General features: G+C 35.9%; 11 protein-coding genes and 3 tRNA genes. All 14 read right to left on the reverse strand.

Annotated elements, in window-relative coordinates:
- Positions 1–36: 36 nt before the first annotated feature.
- Positions 37–528, reverse strand: coding sequence for a hypothetical protein (locus HMPREF1495_RS11950; protein ID WP_034215180.1), 492 nt, complete (start codon positions 526–528; stop codon positions 37–39).
- A 186-nt stretch (positions 529–714) separates the two neighbouring features.
- Entirely contained in the window at positions 715–1200 is a 486-nt protein-coding gene (locus HMPREF1495_RS11955) for a hypothetical protein (protein ID WP_034215182.1), read from the reverse strand.
- Positions 1200–6869, reverse strand: a complete 5670-nt coding sequence (locus HMPREF1495_RS11960) for an RHS repeat-associated core domain-containing protein (RefSeq protein ID WP_034215185.1) — start codon at positions 6867–6869, stop codon at positions 1200–1202. The genes HMPREF1495_RS11955 and HMPREF1495_RS11960 overlap by 1 nt, the downstream gene beginning before the upstream one ends.
- A 128-nt stretch (positions 6870–6997) precedes the next feature.
- Positions 6998–7360, reverse strand: a complete 363-nt coding sequence (locus HMPREF1495_RS11965; protein ID WP_034215188.1) for an SMI1/KNR4 family protein — start codon at positions 7358–7360, stop codon at positions 6998–7000.
- An 82-nt stretch (positions 7361–7442) separates the two neighbouring features.
- Positions 7443–8327, reverse strand: a complete 885-nt coding sequence (locus HMPREF1495_RS11970) for a YitT family protein (RefSeq protein ID WP_034215190.1) — start codon at positions 8325–8327, stop codon at positions 7443–7445.
- 18 nt (positions 8328–8345) lie between these two features.
- Positions 8346–9296: an ABC transporter ATP-binding protein gene (locus tag HMPREF1495_RS11975; RefSeq protein WP_034215192.1), complete on the reverse strand. Its 951-nt coding sequence runs from the start codon at positions 9294–9296 to the stop codon at positions 8346–8348.
- Positions 9259–10266, reverse strand: a complete 1008-nt coding sequence (locus HMPREF1495_RS11980; protein WP_034215194.1) for an ABC transporter ATP-binding protein — start codon at positions 10264–10266, stop codon at positions 9259–9261. The genes HMPREF1495_RS11975 and HMPREF1495_RS11980 overlap by 38 nt, the downstream gene beginning before the upstream one ends.
- Position 10267: 1 nt before the next feature.
- On the reverse strand, positions 10268–11164 hold the full coding sequence (locus HMPREF1495_RS11985) for an ABC transporter permease (RefSeq protein WP_034215203.1): 897 nt from the start codon (positions 11162–11164) through the stop codon (positions 10268–10270).
- A gap of 26 nt (positions 11165–11190) precedes the next feature.
- Entirely contained in the window at positions 11191–12114 is a 924-nt protein-coding gene (locus HMPREF1495_RS11990) for an ABC transporter permease (RefSeq protein ID WP_034215197.1), read from the reverse strand.
- An 87-nt stretch (positions 12115–12201) separates the two neighbouring features.
- Complete coding sequence (locus tag HMPREF1495_RS11995; protein WP_034215199.1) at positions 12202–13830, reverse strand: ABC transporter substrate-binding protein; 1629 nt, start codon at positions 13828–13830, stop codon at positions 12202–12204.
- Between the two features lie 127 nt (positions 13831–13957).
- The gene (locus HMPREF1495_RS12000; RefSeq protein ID WP_034215201.1) at positions 13958–16003 is read right to left on the reverse strand and encodes a C40 family peptidase; all 2046 of its coding nucleotides are present in this window, start codon (positions 16001–16003) and stop codon (positions 13958–13960) included.
- Positions 16004–16179: 176 nt separating this feature from the next.
- Positions 16180–16263 (reverse strand) — tRNA-Leu (locus HMPREF1495_RS12005).
- Positions 16264–16285: 22 nt separating this feature from the next.
- Positions 16286–16356 (reverse strand) — tRNA-Cys (locus HMPREF1495_RS12010).
- 21 nt (positions 16357–16377) lie between these two features.
- Positions 16378–16450 (reverse strand) — tRNA-Asn (locus HMPREF1495_RS12015).
- Positions 16451–16600 lie beyond the last annotated feature (150 nt).

Here is a 16600-nt window from a genome sequence, read left to right on the forward strand (position 1 = left end):
AAAACAGCTCCTCTTAAAAAATATCAATAGTATAATTTAGAATGTTTTAGGATCCTCATACATCCAAGTCTCATTCCATGGTACTTTTGCATATAACTTATCTATATCATCCTTTGTATAAAAGTGCACCTCCATAAATACATCCTCCGGAAACAATTTAAAATATCTATGCAGGAATTCCAGTAATAATCTGCCTCTACCTGAAATATCGTCAAAAATAATATAACTTGGTACTGTTTCTCCTATACTTGGAATATAGTATTCATGTGATTCTTTTGGCTTCGGATAAAAATAAATTATAATATGATCATTATCATCCAGTGAATCCCATTGATATTCGTCATCATCCCATTTTCTTCTCCAATGATCATTAGTAAAGCTAATACTAAAACTTTCGCCTGTTCTTAATTTTTCTTTATCTTTACCACTTGAATAAAACTTCATCTTTGTAAATATATCAATTATTATATCCAAGTCTTTTTCTGTTGGATATTCACCTTTCCTGAACAGCGATGCTGATGCTCCCATTATCTTAATATTCTCCCTAACACTCATTGCTACAGAATAATTTTACTCCAGCCTACCTTCAACTTGTATAGAAATTTGTGACCACTTTCTTACAACTATTTCCCTATTAATATTATTTTAATGAAGAAGAGCTGTTAGATATAAAACAGCTCACAGCTCCTCTTAAAAAAATATCAATAGTATAATTTAGAATGTTTTAGGATCTTCATACATCCAAATCTCATTCCACGGTACTTTCGCATATAACTTATCTATATCATTCTTTGTATAAAAGTGACTTCGCCTAAATACATCTTCCGGAAACAATTTAAAATATCTATGTAAAAATTCCAGTAATAATCTGCCTCTACCTGAAATATCTTCAAAGTTAAGGTAATCCGGTACTTCTTCTCCCATACTTGGAATATATTCTCCAAGCTCTATTTCCACATTAGGATAGAAGTAAATTATAATATGGTCATTATCATCTAATGAATCAAGTTCGTCCTCATCCCACTTTCTTGCCCACTCATCATTAAAAAAACTCACACTTAAACACACTCTTTCACCTGAACTCATATCCACTTTATTACTTGAATAAAATCCCATTTCTGTAAATATATCAATTATTATATCCAAGTCTTTTTCTGTTACATATTTACCTTTTCTAAATATTGACGCTGATGCTCCCATTACCTTAATATCCTCCCTAATTCTTCTAAATCTGTAACTATTATAGCTCCAAGCTCTCTTGACTTTTCTACCGCTTCAAGGTCTTTTGCGCTTGCTCCCTCCAGTCCACTGTCTATATATAAAATAACCTTTTTATCCCCTACATTAATGTATTCAGGATTATTTTTATCCAAATACTTCTCTATCTGAGAAAACTTTACATTTTGTACATCGCTCTTTGCCTCTATAAGATAGTTATCCGACATTATATCCAGGTCTCCTATATCTGCTCCTATCTTTTCCGGTTTAAGCTTTTCACCTGAAAGTGCCTTTACTTTTGCGCCTAATTTTTTTACAGTTTCATTTGTATTATTCATTATATAATCTGCAACTTTTCCTTCAACAAATTTTCCAATATCCTTATTAGATAATCTTGATTGTATAGCATTATTTATATTTTTACTATTTTGTTCGGCAATTTCGAATACTGTTTTTGAATTATTTTCATACTTTGTCTTATTACCATTCGTACTTAAGAATGTAGTTCCCGGTTTCCCTGCCGCTGTAGCACCTTCTATAGCCTTTGGTACTTCCTTCTTATCCTCAGACTTTATATACTCCTCGGGCAAAGGCTTTTCTTTAGCTATATCATCAACTTTATCTATCGGCTTTTCAAGTTCAGGCAGCTTTGGTTTTTCGGTTATATCAGACAATTTTGTAGAATTTTTAGATTCAGGTATCTCTATAGGCGGCTTATTCGGTTCAGCTATTTTTGATGGCGGTTTGACAGGGTTTATTTTCTTATCAATACCTGATATATCACCTGCTTGTTCTCCAATTTCTGCAGCCTTAGATGAGTAAACTATCTTTGACGGCTGCTTTATATTTGAACTACCTGCAATTTCATCTCCAATCCCGTATATTTTTGATGAGGTTTTTGATCCCTTTGATATATCACCAACATCATCTGCTATATCAGCGGCTTTTGATGATTCACTTGCTTTTTTAGCCCCTTTTCCGGATTTTGCATAACCATTTGTAACTGCAGCCAACCCTATTTCAAATGCTGCATGTCCTAAAAGCTCTGCTCTATCCTCACTACTTCCATGAATTATCTTTTCGTTTGTATAGTTTTTTACAGCTTTCACCAACATCCCGGGGTTCACTATTATATCTGTTAATCCCTCTACAGTTTTTATAGGATGTACCACTGTACTATAAATACCGTCTGCAGTACCGAAAAGTCCCTTTATATACACCCCTCTATAGTATGCCCCTATTGCAGACATTAAGCCGGCATTCTTCGGCATATTTGTAGCTCCTAGGAATCTTCCTAGTCCATTTGATATTATAGGTATCTTTGCAGCATATACAGAATTTCCTGCTTTTGTAGTCTCCCTTATAACGATATTCCTTAGATTATCATAGTGTATACCTATGTTCGGTAATTTTATAACCCCTGCTTCTACAAGTGCTTTAAGGTTTTTTGTATTTGTATTTAAGGAATCTATTGCTCCATAAGCTGTATAAAAATAAAGTATCGGATCTTTCTTTGCCCTTTTTGCAAAGTCATCATTATTCTTGTTTATATCTTGAAAAGCCTTTTTAGCCTTTGCTGTATCGGCATTAGGGTTAATTATTGTAGGCGGTATCGTTATATTTATATTACTCCTATAACTTTTTCTTGACTTTTCATTTACACCCTTAGCAACCACAGGTCTTGGTCGTATACTTGATGCAAATCTGTTGGCGGTATTTCTCCCTGACCTACTTGCATTTGCGTTAACATTCTTTGAATGGTTTTTAGAATAGCTGTTGGCAGTTCTTCTTCCAAAGCTTCTTGACAGGTTTGTACTTTGTCTTATATTTTGCTTACCTAATCTTCTGCCTGAATTCTTTGGTTTATCCTGTTTCTTTGATTGTGCTTTTGCCTTTGGCGATATTTTCGGCATCTTCAGCTTTGGAGATTTGGATTTATTTGAAGCTTTTCCCTTAGTACTTGCGGTTGTCTTTTTGCTTATCTGCTTTCCCTTTGCGCCCTTACCTCTGCCTGTGGATTTTCCCCTGTTTCTTGTATTTCCGCTTGGGTCGGTATAATTGACAGGGTCATTTTCTACAAAGCTGTACCCGTTTAAGCTGATCGCTGACTCTATATCTCCACTTACACTGTCTTCTGATAAGAACACCCCTGCATTCGGATCATAATATCTGGCTCTTAGATAATATAATCCTGTACTATCTTTCCATTCTCCATCAAATCCAAAGCCGGTTATTAAAGCTTTTTGAGTATCAATAAAATTTGTATCTTCATTATCTCCAAATGGTGTATAGAATACATTTTCTTCTCCGATTCTACCTAATACACTTTCTTTTTCATCTGTTATAAATATACTCTCAGTACCGGTTGAAAGTTCAACTGTCCTTTCATTTCCGTATATTAAATTCGTTTTTGAACTGTCATTATAAACAGATAGCACCTGTGTATCTTCAAAGCTTACATCATTTAATCTGTATTTACTTTCCAAAGTACCGTCGGAATTCAGTTCTTTGGTAAGAACTCGCTCTCCCATTGCATCATAGATTGCTTCAAATATTGTTACATCATTTTTCTTTATTCCTGTCAGGTTATCATTGATATCATATGTGTAGCTAAACTTCTCTCCATCACTTGTAGCTGATCTACGATTACCGTTTTTATCATAAGAATATATGGTAGTTTTCTTAGGTGATTGTTTTTTGATAAGCCTGTTGCTTTCATCATATGTAAATGTAGTTACTTCTTCTTTATCACCTGTTTTTATGGTTTCACTTGTTCTATTGCCTGCATTATCATAGGTATAGCTTATATCTTTTGTACCTATATCACTTACGATACTCTCACTTTTTAGCTGTGAATTATCAGTATAACTGTATCGGTATTCTAACTTTATAAAATCTGTATTATTACCTGAATTATCTGATACAGTATCCTCCACTGATAATACATTCTCACTTGTGGCTGTCAGCGTATCCTGATCTGTTAATGCTCTTTCTTTAGTATTAGATTCCTTATTATCCTTACTCAACACAACATATCTTTTAGATATTCTGTCTTCACCGTCATACTCCAATGAGATCTTATATATGATATTTCCTGCATCATCAGTATATGTCTTTTCTACTAATTCACCGCTATCATTATATTTTTCTACAATAGTCTTGTTATCCGGCAGATGTGTAATTGTAGTATTTTCCACATACTCATAGCTGACAGTTTTATTATCACCGTATATTACAGATATAATTCTATCTTCACTGTCATATGTATATACAGTTGGCAGCTCACCGTCTGCTTCAAGCTTACTTAAATTTCCTCTTTCATCATAAGTATAATTTATTGTCTTTCCGAATATATCTGTATAATTTAAAATATTTCCACTGTTATCATACTTGTAGATGGAAGTTCCGGTATTCCCTGTAGCTTCTGATATATTCCCATTCTCATCATATCGGTATTCTAAAAGTTTCTTACTTTCACCATCTGACAATTCACTTTGAGATAGTATCCTGCCCTCACTGTCAAGCTCATATGTTAATTGCTTTCCGTCAGCCTTTACTATCTTGATTGGAGTATCACTGTTGCTATATTCATAATACTCCACATCACCACTTGGATTTTTTCTCTCTACCACTCGCCCCTGACTATCTCTTTTTAAATATGTGGTATGTGAATTTCCGTCACTGTACTCTACTATTCCATTATCATCAGATTTGTAGAAAATATCTCCAAGCTTGGTCTCTATAAGCTCTTTTTGTATATCATTATTTTCTTGTTTCTTATTAGGGTTTATAGAAAGCAGACGATTTCTTACACTATATGTAAAATCGGTATCCTCTTTGCCTCCTCCGGTTATTTTTGTAAGATTGCCATCAGCATCATATGAGAATTTTTCACTCCCTGCTTTACTGTCTTTTTGTGTTATCTGCCCCTTGGCATTATAATATAACCTGATATCATCCGCATCTGTTTTCATACCTGTTACTTGACTCTTATTATCAAGTGTATATGAAATATTTTCAGATGCTCCGGTATTTATATTCTTATATACCTCATTTATTAAGTTTCCTACATTGTTGTAATTATAGCTGTTGGCTTCTCCGGTGCTGTTATTTTCTTCTATCAGCTGACCAAGTTTATCATACTTATACTGTGCATTATATCCGCTGCTGCTCTTCTCTTCTAAAGTATTTCCAAAAGTGTCATAAGTATATGAGAAATCTTCACCGTCAATGCTTTCTGAAATCACCTGACCTATTTTATCATAGGTGTATGTATATCTTTTCCCGCTTTGGTCACTCTCCTCTGTAAGCTGTCCATACAAGTCATAGGAGTACTTTTTTTCATTCCCTTTATTATCTGTAATAGAAGTTATATCACCAAGAGTATCATAGCTGTATTTTTCATAGTTTCCCGACGTATCTTTCTTTTCTACCAATCTACTTAGTGAATCGTAAGTGTATGTTGTTTTACTGCCGTCTATATCTATAAATTCAATTATATTTCCAAGTGCATCATACTTATACTTTTCACTACTGCCGTCAGGATATACTATTTCCGTATTTTGTCCAAGTGCATCATATCTATATACTATCGGCTGATTTTTACCATCCACATACAATATCAGATTATCATTGATGTCATATGAAAACTTTTGTATATTACCCAGTGCGTCCTTTGTTTCTACTATATTCCCTTTAGCATCATACTTATACTCACTCTTACTTCCGTCAGCTTCTTTTTCAGTCAACAGATTGCCGGCATTATCATATGTATACTCAATGACATCTTCTCCGCTTGCTTCTTTTATCAGATTACCTGATGTGTCATAAGTGTATTCTGTACCCACTCCATATATATCTACACTTTTTATCAGATTACCTGCTTCATCATATGAAAAACTCTCAGAAGTTTTATCTGCATAGTCTATCTTTGTTACTCTACCCTCTGAATCATATGTATAGCTTGTCTTTTCTCCCAAGCTGTTTGTTTCCGTCAGTAGATTATTAGCACTGTCATAAGTATAGTTTTCATCTAAATCCTTATTATCATAAAGTCTTATGATATTTCCGGCTTCATCATATTGTATATTTGTAATAAGACCGTTAGCTTCTGTTTGAGTAATAACTCTACCCTGTGAGTCGTACTTATAGCTTGTTTCACTATTATCCGGCAATATAACTCTTGATAGATTTTCACCATCATAAGTATAATTTGTCTTATTCCCCAATGCATCTATATTGGCAATAAGCCTATTACTCTCATCATACTCATACTTTGTTTCAAAACCAAGTGCATCCTTGATACTTGTTATATTACCGGCACTATCATATGAAAACTGTACAACATCTTTACCGTTAATATTTCTACTAATCAGATTACCGGCTTCGTCATAAGTATCCTTAGTAACGGCACCATACTCGTCGGTATACTCTTCTGCCAACTCACTTGGTATTTTTTCATGAGTTGTCTCCTTTTTTGCCACCTTAGACACTTTGCTCTTCGCATCTCTAAGTACGTCTTGATAGTAATAGTATTTTCTTACCGATTCCTTATCCTGTACCGCACCAAAGGTCGGCAGAATCTGCCCCAGCATTAAGCTGAAAGAAACAATACCTGCAACAAGACTTTTACAAAATATTCTGTTTTTCATCCTATTCACCCATCTTTTTCTGATTTTTTATTTAACCCATTTTATACCACAGATTATGCATTAGTGTCAATTACTATTGCTGTTAAACTTTAACTATATTATTTAACCAAACTTCCTTGCTTAATTCTTCATATTTCATCGTATTCCCCTTCTTCTATCATCTCGTCTATAGCCTCTCTAAACCAATCCCAAAAGCTTTCATAATCCTTTCTCTGTTCCCATCCTGAACTTGCAAAGTCATGGATTTTTTGCACCCTTCCGCCTTTGTCGATATCAAAGCAAACTATATCATCATTGTCACCTCTTCTTGCAAAGGGAACCAATTTTCTCTCAGGATATCTTTCTTGTAAGCTTTTTATTCTGCAAGCAGCATGCTCATAATCCATCAAATACCAAAAATCAAAATCCGTCAAACCCAAATGAACAATCTTTAAAAATTCTTTCGGATATTCAAATCCTTTATATATACTGCCGGCATCTAATAATTTCATTTCTATACCTCTTTTTTAATACAAAAAGCGGTCAAATTTCTCTGCTTATAAGAATTTGAACGCTTTTAGATAACTATATTTTCTAATCCGCTCTTCTTCTGTAAAATCTTCCAAGGAGCTGTTGTGTCTTTATAAGATTTATAAATGCGGCCTTATCTATTTCTTTGATTGCCTTTACCACTTTATCAGCTTCGGCGCTTGATACTATTGAGTATACAAGCGTTCTCTCACAATGATTGTAATGTCCCTCTCCCTTCCATGTTGTGGCACCATGGTGACTGATTTCTGAAATTATCTCACAAACCTCGTTAGGATGATCTGTAACAATGAACAGTGTAATCTGTTGATACTTTCTGTACAATACATGTATAACAGTTGTTGTAACGTATTGAAAAATAATCGAATACAGTGCTCTGTCCCAGCCAAATAAAAGTCCTGCAATCAAAAGTACTACCGCATTTCCTACAAGGATGATATTAAATGCATCCATTCCCTTTTTTTCAGATAAGTAAATGGAAATAAAGTCGGTTCCTCCTGTAGTGGCATTCATAAGAAGACAAATACTTATAACAAGGCCGTTTATAATTCCTCCGAAAATTGTTATAAGCAATATATCCTCCGTTATTACATATCCCGGAATAATATCTACCAAAAATCCTGCCAGCAATATAACCCAGCAGGAAAAAAGTGTAAATTTCTTTCCTATAAATCTGAAACCTATATATACAGGTATCGCATTTAATATAATATTTACCAGTGTATATGGCAATTGCACATTAAAAAATATTCGTGCAGATCTGGTAATAAGCAAAGTAATACCTGTCGCACCTCCGGGGAATAAATCTCCGGTTCTTACAAAGGTCTTGATATTAACGGCCATCAAAATAGCCGCCAAAGTTATAACGACAAATCTTTTTATATCATTTTTTATAATGTTATTTTTATTATTTTTTATACTTTCTTCCATTATACTATCTCACAAAACTTATTTTACCCTATGACAGGCTACACTTCTGCCGTTTTTTTCGCTTAAAACAGGCTCATCTGTTCTGCAAACTTCCATGCAATACGGGCATCTGGTATGAAATCTGCAACCGCTTGGAACATCTATAGGACTTGGTATTTCCCCCTTAAGCATTTCCTTTTGCCTTCCTGCATTTTCAATACTTGGAATGGCATCAAGTAAAAGCTTTGTATACGGATGAAGAGGATTTTCAAAAATATCATCAGTATTCCCGATTTCACATATTTTACCCAAAAACATTACACAAACCCTGTCGGCAATAAAATTCACCACGGATAAATCATGTGATATAAATAGATACGATGCTTTTCTCTTCTCCTGTAAATCCTTAAGTAAGTTTAAAATCTGTGACTGTATTGATACATCCAATGCAGATACAGGCTCGTCACATACTATAAGCTTAGGATTTAGGGCTATTGCTCTGGCAATTCCTATTCTTTGTCTCTGGCCTCCTGAAAACTGATGCGGATATCTGTTATAGTATTCCTTTCTGATACCTACATCTTCCATTAAATCAAGGACTTTTAACTTTATATCTTCTTTTCTCATCCCCTTATTATGTGTGATAATAGGCTCTGCAATAATCTCGCCTACAGTCATTCTGGGATTTAAAGAAGCATAGGGATCTTGAAAAATTATTTGAAGATTTTTCTTAATCTGCTTTAATTCTTCGCCTTTTTTTTCATAAATATTTTCATTAAGAAATATACTTTCACCGCTGTTTGGACTTATAAGTCCTATAGCACATTTTCCGAGTGTTGATTTACCGCATCCGCTCTCGCCAACCAAAGCCAAGGTCTCATTCTCATATATATCAAGACTGACATTACTTATGGCATGTACTTTTTTATTTTTCTTTGATGTAGGAAATTCCTTAACTATGTTTTTTAAACTTAATACTACATTTTTCATCTTCTATCCTTTTATATAGGAAACATGAAACCATATGATTATCCTTTATGTACTCGTCTGCCGGTCTTGAAGAAAAACAGATATCCTGTGCATAATCACATCTGTCTACAAATCTGCATCCCTCCGGCAAATTTAAGATATTCGGTACATTTCCCTTTATAGTATACAATCTGTCCTGCTTTTTTCCGATAGTGGGAATTGACTTTAAAAGTCCGTTTGTATATGGATGTGTAGTCTCATTAAAAAGCGTTTTTGTCAGAGTTGACTCCACCACTCTGCCTGCATACATTACATATACATAGTCACATATTTCAGCAACAACTCCCATATTGTGGGTTATCATTATAATTGATGTTCCGACAGATTCACACAGTTTTTTCATCAGCTTTAAAATCTGTGCTTCTATAGTAACATCCAAAGCTGTCGTAGGCTCATCGGCAATTAAAAGTTTTGGTTTACATATCATTGCCATACCTATCATTACTCTCTGCCTTAGACCGCCTGAAAGCTCATGAGGATATGAATTAAATCTTTTTTCCGCTTCCGGAATTCCGACCTCATTAAATATTTCAATGACACGCATCTTTGCTTCTTCTTTTGAAATCTTTTCATGCAAAATAATGGCTTCCATTACCTGCTTTCCCACTTTTACCACGGGATTAAGCGATGTCATAGGCTCCTGGAAGATTATGGAAATATCCTTGCCTCTGATTTTTGCATAATCTCTTACACTCAATTTTGTAAGTTCAGTGCCGCAAAAGTCTATACTTCCTCCAACTATCTTTCCGGGATTTTTTATAAGTCCCATAATGCTCATGGCAGTCATAGACTTTCCGCATCCGCTTTCACCTACTATTCCAACTATCTTACCTTTAGGTATATCTATATTTATGCCGTCAAGTGCATAAGCAAGCTTACCCTTTACTTGAAAAGCAACTTTTAAATCTCTTATAGTCAAAATATTGTCCATATTACTGCTCCTTAAGATATGGATCTAATACATCTCTTAGTCCATCACCCAAAAAATTGAATGCTAAAACTACAATCATTATAGCCATAGCCGGTGCCAATACAAGTACAGGCTGTGTAAACAGATATTTTTTTGCACTTACGACCATAAGTCCCCAGCTTGCTGTAGGTGGCTGTGCACCGACACCAAGGAAGCTTAAAGAACTTTCCGAAAGTATGGCTGAAGGTATACTTAAGGTAAATAATACCACCAATGTAGGTATACAGTTCGGCAATATATGTCTGAAAATAATTGTTGCATTACTTACACCCATACTTTTTGCAGCCTCAACATATTCTTTCTTTGAAAGTGACAATGTTTCTGAACGTATTACTCTGGATGTGGATGCCCAGTTTACCAAAGATAATGCTATAAATATATTTATAAGTCCTCCGCCCATTGTATACATTACAACCATAGCAAGTAAAAGTGACGGGAATGCCAGCATTATATCTGCAAGTCTCATTATCGCAAAATCTATCTTTCCGCCGAAGTAACCTGCAATAAGTCCAAGTATTGTACCTATTGTCATTGAAATAAATGTCGGTAAAAGTCCTATGGTAAGTGATATTCTTGCTCCATATATAACTCTGGTCAATGTATCTCTTCCAAGTTCATCTGTGCCGAGAGGATGTGCAAATGAAGGTGCCAAAAGTCTGTCCTTTAAACTTTGTGCGTTTGGTCCGTATACGCATATCACATTTGCGAATATGGCGCAAAATATAATTATAAAAATAACTATAAGAGAAAAGCATGCCAGCTTGTTTTGTTTAATTACAGTGTTCAGCTTTTCAATAAGGCTCTCTTCCATTAAAATTTCCTTGTCAACAACCGACTTTTTATCAATATTTTTACTCATATTATCGTTTTTCTTCACCACTCTTTCTATATCTCCTTTCTAATTCTCGGATCTAGAATAGAGTACAATGAATCCGCTATCAAATTTCCCAATATAACCAGTATCGTAGTAAATATAACCGTTCCCTGTAAAAGCGGCATATCTCTGGTCTCTATTGCATTTACTGCAAGTCTGCCTATTCCCGGTATACCGAAAATATTCTCGGTAATAACCGCACCTGAAAGCATTGAGGATATCTGGAGTGCCATCATTGTAACAACAGGAAGCATGGCATTCTTTAAAGCATGTGATTTCATAACCGCAAATTCCAAAAGTCCCTTGGCTCTGGCAGTTCTGATATAGTCCTCCTGCATTACTTCCAAAATATTTGATCTTGTCATTCTTGCAATACTTCCGGCGGAATTCCATCCAAGTACTATAGAAGGTAATACCATTGAAGCCGCTGTCTCATATCCCGATACAGGAAATATTTTCAGCTTGTAGGCAAAAAGATATTGCAATACCAGTGCTATCATAAATACAGGCATGGATACACCAAGAAGTGCAGTGCCCATAAACAACCTGTCTAAAATATTATTTTTATTTACTGCCGCAAATATTCCGCTTACAATGCCGACTATCCATGAAACTATTGCGGCACATACTGCAAGTCTTACCGTATTCGGGAATGCATCAAGTATTATACCTGTAACATTCCTGTTCAGTCTGTAGCTTGTCCCGAAATCTCCTCTTACAGCATGTGAAATATATGTAAAGAATTGCATATAAAGAGGTTTATCAAGCCCCATCTCTTTACTTATCTTATCTATTACAACCTGATTTACATGTTCACCAAGCATTGTGGTTACAGGGTCTCCCGGTACTACTCTTAACATTATAAATATTATCAAAACCACGCCTATCAAAACAGGTATGGAAATCAAAATTCTTTTTAATATATTTTTTAACAAAACTGCCTCCAAAAAGCTCCGTCATAAAATTAAAAATGGAGCGATATCTCGCTCCATTATACCAATTATCTATTTTAAGTGCTATAGCTATTTTTTTGAAAAGCCTACAAATCTCATATCTGAAATTCCTGCCCAGTTAGGCTCAAATCCCTCGATATTCTTGCTTACACCATAATAGTGTTCTTTTGAGAACATAGGTAACCATGCAAAATCTTCTGAAACAATTTTCTTTTCAAGATCATTGTACTCAGATAATCTCTCTTCAGAATTTACTATTGTTCTTGCCGCACTTACTCTGTCCATTACAGCCTTGTCAGGATAATTAAGTGACCTTTGCTTTGTATTATTCTCATTTCCGAAGAATGTGTAAATAAAGTTGTCAGGATCATTATAATCTGCAGTCCATGTTGACATAAATGAGCCGAGTGTTCCGTCTTTTCTTGTTGCAAGCCATGTAGATTCGTCATAATTCTTTATCTCTGCATTTATACCGACTTCACTCAGCTGTGATGATATTACTTCAAGTATAGTCTTTGTAGTATCTGATGATGATGAATCAACTGAAATCTCCATATCAAATCCGTTCGGATAACCTGCCTCTGCAAGTAAAGCTTTCGCTCCGTCCGGATCATACTTAAGTTCAGGTAATGAAGAATTATATCCTATAAGTCCTCTTGGGAAAATACCGTTTTCAATTGTTGCTACACCGCCAAGTAATGAATCAATGATTTCCTGACGATTGATTGCCATAGAAATTGCTTTTCTCACATTTACATTGTTTAAAGGCTCCGTATTCTCATTGAATGTAAAGTATGTAATACCTACTCTTGGAGTATGGTAAAGTACATCAGGCATTTCTTTCTTATATGTATCAATATAGTCAAGCATGTAATCAAAATCAAGTATATCAAGCTCACCGTTCTTGAACATCATATTCCTTGTTTCGGAATCAGGTATAACTCTTATAAGAACGCCGGGAAGAGATACATCTCCACCCCAATATGTGTCATTCTTTGTAAGTACAATAGAATCATTCACTGTCCACTCCGCCATCTTGAAAGCTCCTGTTCCTACAGTTACTGAAGGGTCGATACCGAACTTGTCGCCTGCAGCCTCTGTAGTCTCCTTATCAAGCATACATACAGGTGATGATGACAGGCAAGCTAAAAATCCCGAATAAGGCTCAGATAAAGTGATTTCTACAGTATAATCGTCCAAAGCTTTTACACCTGTAAGTTCTTTACTGCTTCCGTCCATAACTTTATCAGCACCTTCAATCTGACTTACAAAGTCACCGTTTACAGCGCCTGTAACTCCCAAAATTCTTGTAAGTGAATACACCACATCGTCAGCTTTAAAATCGGCACCGTTTGAATATTTTACACCTTCCTGTAAATGCAAAGTGTAAACTTTTCCGTCCTCAGATATGTCCCAACTCTTTGCCAATGAAGGTACAAGCTCACTTGAACCGTCGCTCTTTATCTTTGCTTCCACCAATCTGTCAAAGATATTTAAAGGTACCATATAATCCTTTGATGTCTTATGTGGATCTGCAGTCTGAATATCCGCATTAATTGATGTTACAAGAAATCCTGTAGTATCAATATTTGTTATTGCTTTACTCTCCTGTGAGGAGCCTGTTTCCGTTTTCTTAGAAATGCATGCACTTAGAGTTAATGCTAAAACAGCACCTAACAATATAAATCTTTTTTTCATTTTCCTCTCCCGTTTCTTATTACTACATGACATTATAATACTTTTTATAATCAATGCCAAATAATTTTTACATCCAATATATAAAAAAGTCGGGCAAAATAATCGCAACCCAACTTTTTTATAAAATCTATCTTAGGAATGTAACCGCTTTTATAGGAGTTCTGTAATCACTTCTTCCTATTGTAATTCCAAGATTCTTATTTGCAGCATGAACTATCTTTCCGTCGCCCATATATATACCTACATGGCTTATCTCTCCGCCGCTTCCGTAAAAGAGCAGATCTCCCGGCTGAACTTCGGATAAACTTATTTCTCTTCCGTTATTAGCCTGCTGTCTTGTATTTCTTCCGGTACTGATTCCGAATTGTTCATAAACTCTCATAACAAATCCTGAGCAGTCTGCACCGTTTGTCAAAGATGTACCGCCATAAACATATGGATTTCCCACATACTGCTTAGCATAAGCAACTATTGCGGTTCTTGAAGCATTTTCCTTGACTGCCGCCTTTGTGCTTTCCGTTGTAGCGGTTGTGGTAGCCTTTGATTTACTTACTCCCGGTCCACCGTTCTCACCTGTTACGACTGAGCTTTCTTTCTGAACCTTCTTTGCCTTGGTCTCTGTTTCCTTAGGCTTTTCGGTATTTCCACCCGGTCCATATCCTGCCGCAGTTGTAGCTTGCGTAGTGATTTCAACCTTAGATTCTGCAGGCTTAGTCTGTGGCGCCTCAGCTACCGTTGTAGCCTCCGTCTGCTTTGTTGTATCTTCTACAGCACTGATTGTTCCGGGTGCCTGTACGGCATCTATCTTTTCCTGAACCGTTTCAGTTTGCTTGGTTGTTTCAGGAATCTTTGTTTCCTCAGGCTCTTTAACAGTTTCTATGGTGACTTTAGACGATTCTGTTTCTTTTTTAGTATCTTCTATCGCTTTTATAGTTTCCGAAACTTTTTTCTCCTCGGAATTTTTTGTAGCTTCAACCGTATCAGCATTTGTTTCCGCCTTAGTTGACTGCTTTGTAGCATCTTCCGTAGGCTTTGATGTAGGCTTTAGCGTTGTTTCAGGCTGTTTTGTCGTCTCTTTTGGAGCCTCCGATTTTTCTTCATTAGCCTTTGTTGTTCCTTTTATTGTATCCGGAACATTGATATTCACCTCTTTACTTGCAGGTGTTTCTCTTTTTTCGGCTGCCGGAGATTTTATGGTCTTAGGTTCAGTGCCTGTTTTTTCTGAAGTTGTCTTCTCGGTCGCCTCTGTAGACTTCTTTGTCTCTTTGGCTTTTGTAGTATCTGCAACTACTGTGTCTTTATTTGCCGCTACAGTTTTATCGCCGTCCGCATCTACCAGATTTTGATAAATATCCATAGCCTCTTTAGCTTCCGTTTCAAGCTTAGCCTTTTCAAGAGCCTCTATAGTACTCTCTTCCGTGGTCTTAGCTGTTTTATAAGATATGTCCGTCTTTATAAAGTCCTTATAAACATACCCTGTAAGATCGTCATCTACCTGAACCTTTACAAAGTTGTTATCCTGTCCTACGACTACAAACTTCTCTCCGCCTCCAAGCATAGTGAGGGTATTTGAAGTTATATTAGGTGTTGTTCTAAGTCTTACATTATCAATGTCTACAACAGTTGCATATGTGACGATTGCATCTTTCGCCAATTTTTTGGCTTTTTCTCCTGTAGCCACTTCTGAAGCCTTTACATAACCTTCAACACTTCCGGAGTTGATTTTTAACCACTCTCCGCTTTCATTCACCTCAGTTCCTACAACTGTCGCAACCGAACTGTATGAAATACTTCCTACAGCCTCACCGGTCTCTTTTGCGCTTGAATGAACAACCGTGTCTTTTTTTCGATTGGCTACAACGATATCATCTTTTATGATATCCTCTTTGAGTTTGTCTTGTATTGACGGCGCTTCATATTTTACCGTATCATTTACAAGTTTTGTTCGTGCATCGTCAGCTCCCGTTATCTCTATAGTATTGGTGGTTGCTTCTTTTAATGACTCACCAAGAGCCGTCTGTGGAGATATAGAGCTTGCCTTATAATTGTTTAAGGCTACGGCCATACCGGAGACTGCATTACTTGTCTCCAAATCCATATCTGCATAGGCGTTGAAACTACATAATGAAACAAGGGTTAGAGCGGATGCCAATGTTAGAATTTTCCTTTTCATGAGCACTCCTTGCTTTATTTTAGAGTGTTTAAATTATACCAAAATTTGTAAGATTGAACAATTACTTTACACTAGTATATTTATTACAATATTTTAAACTTTTGATTACGGTTAGCGTTATAAATCTGTTAAAAAAGTGTTACATAAAAAAAGAACAACCTTAGTTGTTCTTTAAGTGCGGGAAAAGGGACTTGAACCCTCACGTCTATACAGACACAAGATCCTTAGTCTTGCCTGTCTGCCAATTCCAGCATTCCCGCATAGGATTAGATTTTCTAATCAAGGCGACAACCAGATTTGAACTGGTGATCAGGGTGTTGCAGACCCACGCCTTACCGCTTGGCTATGTCGCCGTGTCTAGTTTCCTAAACAAGCGCCCCGAACAGGGCTCGAACCTGTGACACTGCGGTTAACAGCCGCATGCTCTACCTACTGAGCTATCAGGGCAAATACTCGTGTATTATATCAGATAATCACTGATTATGCAAGTACTTTTCTTCTAAAACTCAAACTGCACTTCGTTTGTTTTCGTTAAGAAGAAAATGCACCTTCAAAACTGCCTACCAAATTCCGATTATATACATAAATTTTCCTATC

Source organism: Lachnoanaerobaculum sp. MSX33 (genome assembly GCF_000512995.1).
Lineage (GTDB): Bacteria > Bacillota > Clostridia > Lachnospirales > Lachnospiraceae > Lachnoanaerobaculum.

Coding starts and splice junctions, on each gene's coding strand:
- HMPREF1495_RS11950 (WP_034215180.1), bottom strand. CDS start 528: ATGGGAGCATCAGCATCGCTGTTCAGGAAAGGTGAATATCCAACAGAA.
- HMPREF1495_RS11955 (WP_034215182.1), bottom strand. CDS start 1,200: ATGGGAGCATCAGCGTCAATATTTAGAAAAGGTAAATATGTAACAGAA.
- HMPREF1495_RS11960 (WP_034215185.1), bottom strand. CDS start 6,869: ATGAAAAACAGAATATTTTGTAAAAGTCTTGTTGCAGGTATTGTTTCT.
- HMPREF1495_RS11965 (WP_034215188.1), bottom strand. CDS start 7,360: ATGAAATTATTAGATGCCGGCAGTATATATAAAGGATTTGAATATCCG.
- HMPREF1495_RS11970 (WP_034215190.1), bottom strand. CDS start 8,327: ATGGAAGAAAGTATAAAAAATAATAAAAATAACATTATAAAAAATGAT.
- HMPREF1495_RS11975 (WP_034215192.1), bottom strand. CDS start 9,296: ATGAAAAATGTAGTATTAAGTTTAAAAAACATAGTTAAGGAATTTCCT.
- HMPREF1495_RS11980 (WP_034215194.1), bottom strand. CDS start 10,266: ATGGACAATATTTTGACTATAAGAGATTTAAAAGTTGCTTTTCAAGTA.
- HMPREF1495_RS11985 (WP_034215203.1), bottom strand. CDS start 11,164: ATGAGTAAAAATATTGATAAAAAGTCGGTTGTTGACAAGGAAATTTTA.
- HMPREF1495_RS11995 (WP_034215199.1), bottom strand. CDS start 13,830: ATGAAAAAAAGATTTATATTGTTAGGTGCTGTTTTAGCATTAACTCTA.
- HMPREF1495_RS12000 (WP_034215201.1), bottom strand. CDS start 16,003: ATGAAAAGGAAAATTCTAACATTGGCATCCGCTCTAACCCTTGTTTCA.